Raw genomic sequence first — 13,579 nt, forward strand, 5'->3', positions numbered from 1 at the left:
ATGCGCCATCGTAAGAGTGGTCGTCAACTCAACCGCAACAGCTCACATCGTAAAGCGATGTTCAGCAATATGGCTAGCTCTCTAGTACGTCATGAAGTTATCAAGACTACTTTGCCAAAAGCAAAAGAGCTACGTCGCGTAGTTGAGCCTTTGATTACACTAGCTAAGACTGACAGTGTTGCTAACCGTCGTCTAGCGTTTGCACGTACTCGTGACAACGAAGTAGTTGCAAAACTATTTAACGAACTAGGTCCACGTTTTGCTGCTCGTCAGGGCGGTTACACTCGTATCCTAAAAGCTGGCTTCCGTGCTGGTGATAAAGCTCCAATGGCTTACATTGAGCTTGTAGATCGCCCAGCTGCTGAAGAAGCTGCTGAGTAATCAGGTTCGTAAGAACGAAAAAGCCGAGCATTAGCTCGGCTTTTTTGCGTTTGAGGAAAGTAGTCACCTGTTGACTCAATACCCAAAGACCAAAAAAGGCTGATGCTCTCACACCAGCCCTCTGTTATTTATCCGTATTTTATTTCCAAATAGCACCAAGACTTTCTAGTAGGCCGCTACTTGCACCTTGGCTTTGCAGCGATTGAATTATGATTGGTGCAAAGGTTGAAATAAGTGATGGATCTAATCCCAAAGCACTAAAAGCACTCTTCACCATATCGTTGTTCGCAATCATTGCAGTGAGCCCTGAAGACTGCAGTGAGTCAAAGCCCGGAATCAACCCAGCTAACTCAGATGTTTCACTGCTACCTAGAGAGTTTTGTGCTAAAGCTAACATGGCACCCATACCGCCTAAAGCTTGTTCAGAAGATACGTTAGCAGTACTTTGAAGAGTTGAAACTAGGCCGCTGTTTGCGTTATTGTCACTGGACCAATTGTTAACGGCCCCCATTAGAGCTGCATTTGCCAACTCGCTGTAGCCATTGCTGTTGGTAGTTGAGCTAGCTTGAGAGGAGTCTTTGGCTGTTGTTTGGCAACCCATAAGTGCGACGCTGACTAGTGTGGCTAGTACGACTTTTTTATTCATGTTGTTTCCTTTACTAATTCATTACCGACTTGAATGCTCTTCGGTTCCCATACAGTATTATATATAAAAAATGGCGGCACAATGGCCGCCATGAATAGATTGACTGATTCTTAAAATTAAAGAATGTCTAGAAGTTCAACTTCGAATACTAGTGCAGCAAAAGGAGGAATCGCAGCACCTGCACCGCGCTCGCCGTATGCTAGGTCTTGAGGAATGTATAGTTTCCACTTAGAGCCAACAGGCATTAGTTGAAGAGCTTCAACCCAACCTTTGATCACACCTGTCACTGGGAATTCAGCAGGCTGGCCGCGTGATACAGAGCTGTCAAATACAGTGCCGTCTGTTAGCTCGCCATGGTAGTGAACTCGTACTTGTTTGTCAGCAGTTGGGATGTCGCCAGTACCTTCAGTGATGATTTCGTACTGTAGGCCAGACTCAAGAACAGTCACTTCTGGACGTAGAGCGTTGTCTTTTAGGAAAGCTTCACCGTCTGCTGCAGCTGCTTTTGCTGCTTCAGCTTGAGCTGCTTGAGCACGAGTGTGTAGCTCTTGTAGAGCATTGTTGATTTCGTCGATTTCGATAGCTGGCATATCACCAACTAGTGCAGTCGCGATACCCGCTGAAATAGCGTCAACGTTAAGACCTTCAAGACCAGAACCTGCTAGTTGCTGACCCATTTGTAGACCAATGCCGTAGCTCGCTTTTTGCTCTACAGTCTCAAATTTTACTTCAGACATAGTGTCTCTCTTTATATGGTGTGTTAAAGGCGTTTAGGATACCAGCAATAGCAACGGGATGAAATGCTCGCTCTGAGATAGTGCTATCCGAGCGGTAATGTGAGATTTAGATCGACTTTCGGTCACGGGACTGCAAATTTTTACCAATTGATAACCGAGAGCGGTGAAATTTCCTATACTCATGTCCGCTTGGTTTTTATACTTGGATTGAAACCAGTTTGGAGAAGTAATGCGATGAATCGCAGAAAGAAAAAGCAACAAGCCTCTGTGAATTATATCGAGTTGATGAAAGGCAAGTTGTCTTCATTTGATTGGCGTGGGGTCAAAAGCAAACTGAGCTCATCTTGGCAAACGTTACCTAAGTTACATCAACGTGCGCTTATGGTTCTTGCTCCCGTGGTACTGATTTTGGTCGTGATCCCTTTTCCTGAATCAACCCATCAAGCCCCCGCAGAGTCCCCACAACGTGTTGAAGTTGATATCAATACGACTGGATTGAGTGAGCAACAAAATGCTCGCCAAAAGACACTGGTATCCAAAGATTGGAAAGAGTACACCGTTAAAAGTGGTGACACCTTAGCTCAAGTATTTCGTCGCAATAATTTAGCGATGTCTGACTTAAACGCTCTGGTGAAAGTAGAAGGCTCGGACAAACCGCTTAGCTATATTAAGCAAGGACAACTTGTGCGCTTTAAATTGACTGACGAAGGTCAGTTAGACATCTTACAACTTGAGAAAAGTGGCCAGTCCGTGATGTTTTTCAGGCTGTCAGATGGAGGTTTTGGTCGTAGCAAATAGTTAAAATTTTACTGGAAGCCCACTTGTTGCTTTTTGAATAATCGCCAAGGTATAAGTGGTACTACGATCAAAATGATTCCTACCGCGGTGAGCCAATCAGGTACCTCCGCAAACCATAACACGCCAAAAAGCGTCACAAAAAATAATCCAGAGTTTTCCGCTACCGCAATATTGCTAGCAGGCGCTTTGCGGTATGCCATAACGGCCAAGCCATTGTAGCCAAGTATCAGTAATGCACTCGAGAGGATTAATATGATCTCGTGTGCAGATATTGGTCGCCAGTAGTACAGCGCTAGTATTGCTGACAAGGGCAGTGAAAGTGCTGACGTCCAGAATAATGTACTGACGACACCTTGTTCAGGAGGAAGGCGCCGAGCTGAAACATTAAATAAAGCAATGGTAATTGCCGTGCCAAGAGCAAACCACGCAGCTGAGTGAAACTCGGATGGACGAAGTACTACGAGTACCCCTGTGAATCCCAATAAAGTGGCGAGGCTCTTGGTTATGGAAGGAGGCTCTCTAAGCAACCAAGCGGAAAGTGGCAGCATAATAAGCGGAGCGGCGTAGAACACGGCATTGGCGGTGGCCAGAGGTAAATGAGTGATGGCGATGATCATGCAGCCACTGCCAATTAGTATGAGATGGGCACGCAGTAGGTTTACGGTGACTTTTTGGAGCTGTCTTTTCTCATAAGGTTGTCGCCACCATAAAGGGAAAACAATCAGTAGCGACAGTAACTGTCGGAGAAATACATACTGAAACGTTGGCACCTGGCCATCAAGCAATTTAACGGCAACATCAGATAGCGAGGCTGCTAAGTTGCCAATAACAAGCAGAATAATGGCGAGATGCTGCGCGGGCATTACGCTTTGCTCAACTTCATATCAATATGTGGTATATCGTCCTCTAAGTACATCTCCGAGGTTTGTTTAAACCCATGTTGACTATAAAAACTGGCTAGATGCTCTTGTGCGCCAATCTCTATATCGATTCCTGGCCATAATTGTTGGCATTCTTGAATCGCTTTATCCAACAGTTTGTGTCCCAATCCGTTGCCTCGGCTATCGAATGCTGTAGCAACTCTGCCAATACTTACCGAAGGGTAACTTAAGCCCTGCGGGATCAAGCGAGCACAAGCAATCAACTGACCCTCACGATAGCCAAGTAGGTGATGAACACCAGGTTGGTGGTCTTTATCGTCTAGCTCGGGATATGGGCAAGTTTGTTCGACAACAAAGACATCCACTCTAAGCTTGAGCATCTGATACAGTTGGATTGTTGTCAGTTCATGAAAAGGGTGGAGTTGCCAGTTAATCATTAATGCGCTCAGCGAGTTATGTAAGTTAGCTCTACCCTAACAAGTGCTAGTCACTGACGCATTAACAAAGGTTAACGGGTTGCTCTTTTTTTGATGCGACTTAGGCTTATAGGAGTAATGCCTAAGTATGCAGCTATCTGGTAGTCGTTAAGTCGTTGTAGCAAATCAGGGAAGTTGGTGCAGAATATTTCATAACGTTCTTCTGGAGAGTAAAGCAGCATAAAGCGTTCTTTATTTTCCTTATGCATCAACTGGGTTTCGATTAACTTGAGGTAGACGCTGTGTTTTTCTTCACGCCACTTTCTCAACGTCGCAATTGGAAGAGAAACTAAGCAACATGAGGTCAGCGATTCAAGCAAGTAAGGCGATGCCTGTTGTTTGATAAGGCTTTCAAACCCGATGATCCAATCATTCTCCCAATAGAACTCTTTACTGAACTCTTTCCCTTTATCTGTCAAATAAGCCGAATGGCAGATACCTTCGAGAAGAAAATGGATCTCTTGTGCGACTTCTCCTTGATGAAGCAAGATGTGTCGCGTAGGCAGTTCGATAAGTTGAGCGGACTGGCACACTTGCTCAATTTCTTGAGGTTCAAAGCCGTGATTTACAAGTTGTAGTTTGAATGCTTCCAACATAACAACGGACTATTATTTTGGTTCTTGATACCGAGAGTGTAACGGATTTTGCGAGACAAAAAAGCCGCAATGAGTATTGCGGCTTAGAGGTGTGTGGTTTTAACTATTTTTGTAGGTCGATTTGGTAAACCGCAAAACCAACATCATCAGTGCCAACGCGTTTCATTGGGTACTGACCTTTCTCTTCGATGAACTTCGCAGCTTTATCGCTTGGTGAAGTTTCAAAGCGGATGTCTAACTTCTTATCTGACTTGATTGGTGCAAATGTCCAGTTGTTGTCTGCACTTGGTGTGAATTCGCCTTTCTCATTACTTACACGAGTGATGTAAGAAGCGATAACAGAACGGTTCTCATCTGGAGAGTCGAATGCAACAAACTCAGAACCAGTGCCTGGGAACTTGTTGCTGTATGCGCGGTAGTTGTTAGTTGCGATGATGAAGTCCTGCTTCATATCAATCGGCTTACCTTGGTAAGTCAAATTAACAATACGTTCAGCACCTTCATTGACCACTTTACAGTCACCATCGTATTTAGCCGGTGCTGTTACGTCGATTTGGTAGTTTAGTCCGTCGATAACATCGAAGTTATAGGTACGGAAGCCATCCCAATCAATTAAGCTTTGTGGGGCAGTGCTATTTACATCAATTTGTTTGAACTGACCAGCAGTACACTCTAGCCATTCCTTCACTTCTTTGCCTGTTACCTTCATAGCGACGAGGGTATTAGGGTAGAGGTAAAGGTCCGCTGCGTTACGGAAAGTAAGTTGGCCTGATTCTACTTCAGTGAAGTTCGCTGGATCATTTTTACGACCGCCTGCTTTGAATGGTGCCGCAGCAGAAAGTACTGGAATGTCAGAAAGGTCTGGGTCGCCTTGAATGAAGCGTTCAACATAATCTTTTTGCGCTAGGTTTACGATTTGCACGGTTGGATCATCTTGAACTAGGGCCAAGAAGCTATACATCACATCGTTGGCTTTACCAATTGGTTGGTTAACGAAGTCACGAGTACCTTTGTGATCGGCTTCTAGGACTTTCACCATTTCAGCATCGGCTTCAGCCAGTGATTTCTTCGCTTTTTTGTCATAGATAGGACGAGCTTCAGTTTGCCCTTTGACAACCGTCCATTTACCGTCTTGCTCTTTTAGTTCAAGGTCAATAACACCAACGTGGCTACCCCAGCGACCTGGCATGACCGCGGCAACACCATTAATTGTGCCGTTTTCATTGTCGACACCAGGAATGTTGTCGAAACCTTTACCTGGGAATACCGCGTGAGAGTGGCCGAATGCAATTGCATCAATACCTTCTACCTCAGATAGGTAGTAGGTCGAGTTTTCTGCACCGTGTTTGTACGGGTCCGCCGCAACACCTGAGTGAGGAATCGCTACGATAACGTCTGCTCCCTCTTTCTTCATCTGAGGAACAAGCTCTTGTGCGGTTTCTTTGATGTCTTTGGCGAACACTTTACCTTCTAAGTTCTTCTTATCCCAAACCATGATTTGTGGTGGAACGAAACCAATGTAACCCACTTTGATTTGATGTTCAGTGCCATCGACGCCTTTGAATGTGTGAGACTTAATAATGTATGGCTTAAAGTAATGCTCACCCGTTTTCTTATCAAACACGTTCGCGCTGACGTATGGGAAGTCAGCATCATTGATAGTCTCTGCTAGGAAATCCAGACCGTAGTTAAACTCGTGGTTACCAATGTTACCGACATCGTAGTTTAGTTGGTTCATCGCCTTGTAAACAGGGTGAACTTCACCGGCTTTGATGCCTTTCGATGCCATGTAGTCACCCATAGGGCTACCTTGGATAAGGTCACCATTATCAACGAGAACGCTGTTTTCTACTTCCGCGCGGGCTTGTTTAACTAAAGTAGCAGTACGAGTCAAACCGATCTTCTGGCTTGGCTTGTCTTTGTAGTAGTCATAATCCATGACGTTAGTATGGATATCTGTGGTTTCAACGATGCGTAGTTTGATCGTGTCAGCCATTGCTGGACCTGCCATTGTCAGCATTCCGCCTAAGATAGCGAGAGAGAGGGGTTTCACTGCTACTTTCATTTTTTAAGCTCCGATAGCATTTGTTAGGACGTTGCTTAATGTAACAAAATGCAATGAAACAATTATTTCACTCCATAGCAAACTGTGATGTGAACCGGATACTTTATGGTGTTCTGCTGACAATATCCCAAATTTGCTCAAATTAACAACGGCAGAGATAACCGCTCTTATCAGTAATTGATATAAAAAATGAAATTTTAGAATTTCAGGTAATATGTATTGCCAGCCATAATGCCTTCATCAACACGGAAAGGATGACACTATGGCGAGCAAGGATACGATTTCTCATTTTCCTCTGAGCAATCCACGCAAGCAAACCAACTTGAATACTATTGGCCATAGTGTTCTTGAAGCGGGGCAAGTCGCGCTCGTAGGTTCTGGGCCTGGAGATGTCGAGCTACTTACCCTTAAAGCGATGCGCTTTCTCCAGCAAGCAGATGTGGTTCTTTACGACTACTTAGTGTCAGACGACATCATGGCTTTGGTTCCTAGTGACACAATTTTGGTCTGCGTAGGCAAGCGTGCTGGCCACCATAGTGTTCCTCAAGAGAAAACCAATCAGTTATTGGTCGACTTTGCTAAGCAAGGACATCGTGTTGTGCGCATTAAAGGTGGCGATCCATTTATTTTTGGCCGTGGAGGCGAAGAGCTTGAAGTGCTCGCAGAGGCAGGCATTGCCTTCCATGTTGTGCCTGGTATTACCGCCGCAGCAGGAGCGACGGCTTATGCGGGGATCCCACTGACTCACCGTGATTATGCGCAGTCGGCCATGTTCATCACGGGTCACCTAAAAGCTGAGAGTGATCAGATGGACTGGTCAACATTGGCACGTGGCAATCAGACCCTTGTTATCTACATGGGATTAATGAAGTCCGAATATATAGAAAGCCAATTGGTAACTCATGGTCGTAGCCCAGAGACACCGATCGCCATCATTGAGCGAGGGACTCAGTCCAGCCAAAGAATTTTTAAAGGTCAGCTAACTCAACTGGCTGAACTTGCTAAAGACGCGCAGTCGCCGTCGCTTATCGTCATTGGTGAAGTGGTATCGCTGTCAGACAAACTGGCTTGGTTTGAGCCTAAGCCTCAGTCACAACCTCAGCAACGCCAATTTGCATAACAAGATTAGATTTTTGATTAGTTAGAAGCTCATAGAGAGCCGTAAAGGAAGCACTAACATGGACCAAGAACGTTTGACCCACCTTAAGCAACTTGAAGCGGAGAGTATTCATATCATCCGTGAAGTTGCTGCAGAGTTTGATAACCCTGTGATGATGTACTCCATTGGTAAAGATTCTTCAGTGATGCTGCATCTAGCACGTAAAGCCTTTTACCCAGGTAAGATTCCGTTCCCACTTTTACACGTGGATACGGACTGGAAATTCAAAGAGATGATTGAATTTCGCGATCGCACTGCTGAAAAGTATGGCTTCGAGCTTTTGGTACACAAGAACCCAGAAGGTCTCGCGATGGGGTGTAGTCCTTTTGTGCACGGTTCATCTAAGCACACCGACATCATGAAAACACAAGGTTTGAAGCAGGCCCTGAATAAGTACGGTTTTGATGCTGCGTTTGGTGGTGCTCGTCGTGACGAAGAGAAATCCCGTGCTAAAGAGCGTGTTTACTCATTCCGCGATAAAAACCATACCTGGGATCCGAAGAATCAGCGTCCTGAACTTTGGCGCACGTACAACGGCCAGATCAACAAAGGGGAAAGCATCCGAGTATTCCCATTGTCTAACTGGACTGAGCTAGATATCTGGCAATACATCTATTTAGAAAACATCGAAATCGTCCCTCTGTATTTGGCCGACAAGCGTCCTGTCGTTGAACGAGATGGCATGTTGATCATGGTTGATGATGACCGAATGAAGCTAGAGCCTGGAGAAGTGATCGAAGAGAAAAGTGTCCGTTTCCGTACTCTTGGTTGTTACCCACTAACCGGAGCCATTGAATCTGAAGCGAATACCCTGACTGGCATTATTGAAGAAATGTTGGTCGCGACCTCAAGTGAGCGTCAAGGGCGAGCGATCGACCATGATCAGTCTGGATCGATGGAATTGAAAAAACGCCAAGGTTACTTCTAATTAAGGATCTAAGGAAAGAAACATGAATAGCGCAGTAGAAGCTCAATTAGAAGAGCTAGGTATCGAGGGTTATCTAACCCAGCACCAATACAAATCATTACTTCGATTCTTGACGTGTGGTTCTGTCGATGATGGTAAGAGTACTCTTATTGGGCGTTTGCTCCATGACTCAAAGCAGATCTATGAAGATCAGTTAGCCGCTGTCCACAATGATAGTCAACGTGTGGGGACGACCGGTGAGCGTCCAGACCTTGCTTTGCTGGTTGACGGTTTACAAGCGGAGCGCGAGCAAGGCATCACCATTGATGTGGCGTACCGTTACTTTTCGACGCAAAAGCGTAAGTTCATCATTGCTGATACCCCAGGGCATGAGCAGTACACTCGAAATATGGCGACAGGTGCGTCAACGTGTGATCTGGCGGTGATCCTCATTGATGCACGTAAAGGTGTTCTGGATCAAACGCGTCGTCACTCGTTTATTTCTAACTTGTTAGGCCTTAAACATTTCATCGTCGCGGTCAACAAAATGGATCTTGTGGATTATTCACAAGAGCGTTTCGAAGAAATTCGTGATGAATACCTAGAGTTCTCGAAAAACCTGCAAGGTGAAACCGATATTCAGATTATCCCGCTGTCAGCGTTAGAAGGTGACAATGTGGTTGAAGCAAGCCCAAGAATGACTTGGTTTGAAGGACCATCATTACTTGAGCTACTAGAGACTGTCGATGTAGACCAAGATAAGGCGGTGGGTGATTTCCGCTTCCCAGTCCAATACGTAAATCGCCCTAACCTCGATTTTCGAGGCTTCGCGGGCACCATTGCGTCGGGCAGTATTAAGGTGGGAGATAGCATCAAAGCACTGCCATCAGGGAAAACCTCGAAAGTCGCACGTATTGTCACGTTTGATGGGGATCTTGAGCAAGCGCAAGCTGGTCTGGCGGTAACTCTTACATTGGAAGATGAAATTGACATCAGCCGCGGTGACTTGATTGTGTTGGAGGACGCACAGGTTGAATCGAGCAACCACCTATTGGCCGATATTGTGTGGATGACAGAGCAGCCGCTGCAACCCGGTCGCGAGTATGACATTAAGATCGCGGGTAAAAAGACGGTAGGGCGAGTTGAAGCCATCCGCCACCAGTACGACATCAACAACCTTTCTAGCCACAGTGCGGCAGAATTACCGCTCAACGGCATTGGTTTGTGTGAGCTTACGTTGATCGAATCTGTCGCACTCGATGGCTATCAAGCGTGTGCCGATACGGGTGGCTTTATCGTTATTGATCGTCTGACAAACGTGACGGTAGGCGCAGGCTTAGTGCGTGAAAGCCTGACTCAGGTAGAAACAAAGACAGGTGATATTTCTGCCTTTGAACTAGAGCTTAATGCTTTGGTCCGTAAACACTTCCCACACTGGGAAGCAAAAGACATCAGCCAGTTACTTAAGTAACTTGATAGCTGACAAGGAAGCGTTATGTGGCAGCAGGGATTAGTGTTGGCATTGTTGTTAGGCATAGTGACATGCCTTCTGACAACACGAATTAAACCGAGTTTTATTTTTGCTGGAGCGGCATTCATTGCTTTTTTGGCCGGGATGATCGAGCTCGGCGAGGTGGCCACAAACTTCACTAACTCTTCCTTACTTACTTTGGTGCTGCTGATCCTTGCGTCAGCAGCGCTAGAGAAGACGCTACTCATTAGCTGGGTAAGTCGTTCTCTTTCCACTGGCCGTTTAGGCACGGTCGTCGCTAAGCTAGGTGTTTCTACGGCGTTTCTCTCTTCGTTTACCAATAATACTGCGGTCGTCGTGTCGTTAATTGGTGCGATCAAACGTAACCAGCAGCATGCGCCTTCTAAGTTATTGATCCCGCTCTCTTATGCGGCGATCTTAGGTGGAACACTGACGTTGATCGGCACTTCAACCAATTTGATCATTAATAGTTTTGTGGAAGATGCGGGCCTACCCAGTTTGGGCTTTTTTACCCCAACCATGATCGGCTTGTCGGTTTTGTTTGGTGGTATGCTGATCTTGATCCCGCTTAGTTATCTATTGCCCAATTACGACGATCAAAGTCAGGATGACTTGCCTTATTTTCTTGAGGCAAGAGTCGAACCCGGTTCCCCTTTAGTTGGGCGCAGTATCAGCCAAAACAACCTAAGGGCTTTAAGAAAACTGTTTTTGGCTGAAGTGGTGCGAGATGGACAAACCATGCCTTCCGTTGAGCCAGACTTTATCCTGCAAGCTCGAGACAGGTTACTGTTTTGTGGTGATATCGAGAGCGTTGCAACACTGCAAGAAATTCAAGGTTTGACCTTATTTGGCCAACATCACCTCAATGGGCAAAACTTTGTAGAAGTCGTAGTCAGTTCATCAGCCACGTTCTGCAACAAGACGCTAAAATCGAGCCATTTCCGTGACCGATTTGATGCCGTTGTTGTGGCCATTCGTCGTGGTCATGAACGCCTTCAAGGTGGCTTGGGCAACATCGTATTGAACGCGGGCGATACTCTGGTACTTGTTCCGGGTAAGCGCTTTGAAGAGGAGAGACGGGCGCATCGTAAAGAATTCGTCCTTATGAACGATCTTGATTCTAGCGCTCGTCTTGATGCGAATAAATCGGCAATGGTACTGGCTGGTTTTGCATCGGTCATTGCTTTAGCGTTGCTTGATTTGGTGCCTTTAATTAAAGGCTTATCGATATTTTTGCTGATCACTCTTCTAAGCGGTATTGTCCAGCTCAGTGAGCTGCGTCGTCGGTTTCCTATCGACATCGTGGTGATCGTTGGTTCAGCTCTTTCTATTGCTCAGTTAATGCTTTCCTCAGGTCTATCAATGGCACTTGGGGAGATGTTCATTGAAGCTTTTAACGGCTGGGGGGTGTTTGGTGCCTTAGTGGCCACCTACCTACTCACTTTAGTTTTGACCGAACTGGTCACCAACAATGCCGCGGCTGCTCTGGCTTTTCCAATTGGTTATAGCATGGCGATCGGCTACGGGGTTGACCCGATGCCGTTTATTATGGCGGTATTGTTCGGCGCCAGCGCGAGTTTTATTTCACCTTACGGCTATCAAACTAATTTACTGGTTTACAGCGTAGGGAATTACAAAATAACCGATTACATCAGAGTGGGGATACCGTTATCTATCGTATATTCGGTGCTGGTATTGGCATTGATTCCCCAGTTTTTCCCGTTTTAAAAGGACACAGTTATGACAACGGAAACGCCAACCAAAGATGAAAACATCGTATGGCATCAACACTCTATTGATAAACAATTTCGTGCCAAGCTTAAACAGCAAAAACCTGCTGTGTTGTGGTTTACAGGCTTATCGGGCGCCGGTAAGTCAACCGTGGCTGGTGCACTAGAAAATAAACTTGCTCAGCAGGGTTACCATACGTATTTGTTGGACGGGGATAATGTTCGTCATGGTCTGTGTAGTGATCTTGGTTTTTCTGAGCAGGATCGCCGAGAGAATATTCGTCGGATAGGGGAGCTATCAAAACTGATGGCGGATGCTGGATTGATCGTATTATCTGCGTTTATTTCTCCTCACCGCACCGAGCGACAGCTTGTGCGTGATCTGTTACCAGACGGGGAGTTCATCGAAGTGTTTGTTAACACCTCGCTGGAAGTTTGCGAGCAACGCGATCCGAAAGGTTTATACAAGAAGGCTCGTGCGGGGGAGATCCCAAATTTCACTGGTATTGACTCAGAGTATGAAGCGCCACTGAATCCTGAAATCGATTTATTGGCAGGCGAGAAATCAATTGAAGCACTGGTGGACGACTGTTTGCAAGCGCTGAGAGACAGAAACATCATTGGCGAATAAACAAAAAAAGCTTCCAATCGGAAGCTTTTTTATTCACCGGAATCTCGAATTACTCGAAGCAAATCTCGATGAAAGCATTACCCCATTGAGAGGAAAACGGCATGATAATGATCGAGCCTTCGCACTTATGGCGGATGGTGTGCCCCTTACCTGAAACAACAACAGGTGTTGCCATATCGAAATCAAAGCCACTCTCAGCCAAGATACGTTTCGCACCACCCGTGACCATGTTAGTGATTTCACCAACCATGTCAGTCACTTCATCATTGAGGCCATTAGGGCGCTCACCAAGCATATTTTGCATGATTTCTAACGCGAGGCTCTCATCAAATGTAATAGACATAGAACCGCGGCTTTGCGGACCAACCATCCCTATTAAACCAGATACATCTCCACGTGCGATTTCATCTTTCTTAACACGAGGTTTCTGTGGCTTCAGCTCCAGAGAAGCCATCGTTTTTAGAACATTCATTAATGAGGCTAAAAACGGGTTTACAAATTCAGCGCGCATAACTTTCTTCTATATCTTCATTTCGCTTATTCAGAGGCGCAGTTTTTACACACACCATGAGACTCAATCACATGATTTGTGATGGTGAATCCATGTTCCTCTGCATTGTTGACTAACAAGGCTACCAAACTATCATCTTGCAGTTCAATAACATTACTGCATTTATCACAGATAAGCATATGTGAATAATGCTTGTGAGCATTACACGAGCCACACTGGATATAGCTATTGGTTGATTCAACTCGGTGGATGAACCCTTGCTCCATTAGAAAATCCAGTGCCCGATAAACAGTGGGTGGCTTCGCTTGAGGCTCAGTCTGTTTAAGCTCTTCGAGCAACTCATACGCACTCGAGGCCTTTGGGCTTGAGCAGATTAACTCGAAAACGCGTTTGCGTTGAGTGGTTAACCGTACTCCGCGAGTGGCACATATTTCTTCAATCTGTTTGACTAACTGTAGGCTCAAACTTTTCACCATTACTCATGGACATTTTTAATAATATACCATTTATTCGAGTTTATCGTTGTTCAGAAGGTAATTTATGATTGCGTCGTCAGTAAGTTACCGAGC

The 13,579-nt window shown here is 45.6% G+C and carries 15 protein-coding genes; 7 read left to right on the forward strand and 8 right to left on the reverse strand.

The window, feature by feature from the left end:
* The gene (gene rplQ, locus RH45_RS00315; RefSeq protein WP_005383141.1) at positions 1–381 is read left to right on the forward strand and encodes a 50S ribosomal protein L17; all 381 of its coding nucleotides are present in this window, start codon (positions 1–3) and stop codon (positions 379–381) included.
* Positions 382–520: 139 nt separating this feature from the next.
* Here the strand turns inward: rplQ and RH45_RS00320 are convergent, their stop codons facing one another.
* Positions 521–1,027, reverse strand: coding sequence for a DUF2780 domain-containing protein (locus RH45_RS00320; RefSeq protein WP_008072469.1), 507 nt, complete (start codon positions 1,025–1,027; stop codon positions 521–523).
* A 116-nt stretch (positions 1,028–1,143) separates the two neighbouring features.
* Entirely contained in the window at positions 1,144–1,764 is a 621-nt protein-coding gene (locus RH45_RS00325) for an FKBP-type peptidyl-prolyl cis-trans isomerase (RefSeq protein ID WP_008072470.1), read from the reverse strand.
* A 234-nt stretch (positions 1,765–1,998) separates the two neighbouring features.
* Here RH45_RS00325 and RH45_RS00330 point away from each other — a divergent pair, with 234 nt between their 5' ends.
* Positions 1,999–2,562, forward strand: a complete 564-nt coding sequence (locus tag RH45_RS00330; RefSeq protein WP_008072471.1) for a LysM-like peptidoglycan-binding domain-containing protein — start codon at positions 1,999–2,001, stop codon at positions 2,560–2,562.
* An 8-nt stretch (positions 2,563–2,570) separates the two neighbouring features.
* On the opposite strand, the gene RH45_RS00335 is transcribed toward RH45_RS00330, so the two are convergent.
* The 4 genes from RH45_RS00335 to cpdB all read right to left on the reverse strand — a co-directional run bounded on the left by RH45_RS00335 (position 2,571) and on the right by cpdB (position 6,580).
* The gene (locus RH45_RS00335) at positions 2,571–3,425 is read right to left on the reverse strand and encodes a DMT family transporter (RefSeq protein ID WP_008072472.1); all 855 of its coding nucleotides are present in this window, start codon (positions 3,423–3,425) and stop codon (positions 2,571–2,573) included.
* Positions 3,425–3,880, reverse strand: a complete 456-nt coding sequence (locus RH45_RS00340) for a GNAT family N-acetyltransferase (protein WP_008072473.1) — start codon at positions 3,878–3,880, stop codon at positions 3,425–3,427. Before RH45_RS00340 ends, RH45_RS00335 begins: the two co-directional genes overlap by 1 nt.
* 71 nt (positions 3,881–3,951) lie before the next feature.
* On the reverse strand, positions 3,952–4,515 hold the full coding sequence (locus RH45_RS00345) for a Crp/Fnr family transcriptional regulator (RefSeq protein ID WP_008072474.1): 564 nt from the start codon (positions 4,513–4,515) through the stop codon (positions 3,952–3,954).
* Positions 4,516–4,618: 103 nt separating this feature from the next.
* Positions 4,619–6,580, reverse strand: a complete 1,962-nt coding sequence (gene cpdB / locus RH45_RS00350) for a 2',3'-cyclic-nucleotide 2'-phosphodiesterase (RefSeq protein ID WP_008072475.1) — start codon at positions 6,578–6,580, stop codon at positions 4,619–4,621.
* A 262-nt stretch (positions 6,581–6,842) separates the two neighbouring features.
* On the opposite strand from cpdB, the gene cobA reads away from it, so the two are divergent.
* Genes cobA through cysC form a run of 5 tightly spaced genes read left to right on the forward strand, consistent with a single transcriptional unit; the run spans position 6,843 to position 12,499 of the window.
* Positions 6,843–7,700 carry a uroporphyrinogen-III C-methyltransferase gene (gene cobA / locus RH45_RS00355; RefSeq protein WP_008072477.1) on the forward strand — a complete coding sequence of 286 codons (858 nt, stop codon included), beginning with the start codon at positions 6,843–6,845 and terminating at the stop codon, positions 7,698–7,700.
* Positions 7,701–7,731: 31 nt separating this feature from the next.
* The gene (gene cysD, locus RH45_RS00360) at positions 7,732–8,667 is read left to right on the forward strand and encodes a sulfate adenylyltransferase subunit CysD (RefSeq protein ID WP_277422216.1); all 936 of its coding nucleotides are present in this window, start codon (positions 7,732–7,734) and stop codon (positions 8,665–8,667) included.
* A 22-nt stretch (positions 8,668–8,689) separates the two neighbouring features.
* Entirely contained in the window at positions 8,690–10,117 is a 1,428-nt protein-coding gene (gene cysN, locus RH45_RS00365) for a sulfate adenylyltransferase subunit CysN (RefSeq protein WP_008072480.1), read from the forward strand.
* 24 nt (positions 10,118–10,141) lie between these two features.
* Complete coding sequence (locus RH45_RS00370) at positions 10,142–11,866, forward strand: SLC13 family permease (protein WP_008072482.1); 1,725 nt, start codon at positions 10,142–10,144, stop codon at positions 11,864–11,866.
* Between the two features lie 12 nt (positions 11,867–11,878).
* Complete coding sequence (cysC, locus tag RH45_RS00375) at positions 11,879–12,499, forward strand: adenylyl-sulfate kinase (protein ID WP_008072489.1); 621 nt, start codon at positions 11,879–11,881, stop codon at positions 12,497–12,499.
* A gap of 49 nt (positions 12,500–12,548) precedes the next feature.
* Here cysC and RH45_RS00380 read toward each other — a convergent pair whose 3' ends face one another.
* Together RH45_RS00380 and zur are read right to left on the reverse strand one after the other, a co-directional pair.
* Complete coding sequence (locus tag RH45_RS00380; RefSeq protein ID WP_008072490.1) at positions 12,549–13,010, reverse strand: chemotaxis protein CheX; 462 nt, start codon at positions 13,008–13,010, stop codon at positions 12,549–12,551.
* Between the two features lie 26 nt (positions 13,011–13,036).
* Positions 13,037–13,486 carry a zinc uptake transcriptional repressor Zur gene (zur, locus tag RH45_RS00385; protein WP_008072491.1) on the reverse strand — a complete coding sequence of 150 codons (450 nt, stop codon included), beginning with the start codon at positions 13,484–13,486 and terminating at the stop codon, positions 13,037–13,039.
* Between the last annotated feature and the right edge of the window lie 93 nt (positions 13,487–13,579).

Origin of the sequence: Vibrio sinaloensis DSM 21326, from assembly GCF_000189275.1 — a bacterium.
In the GTDB taxonomy this organism is placed as follows: domain Bacteria; phylum Pseudomonadota; class Gammaproteobacteria; order Enterobacterales; family Vibrionaceae; genus Vibrio; species Vibrio sinaloensis.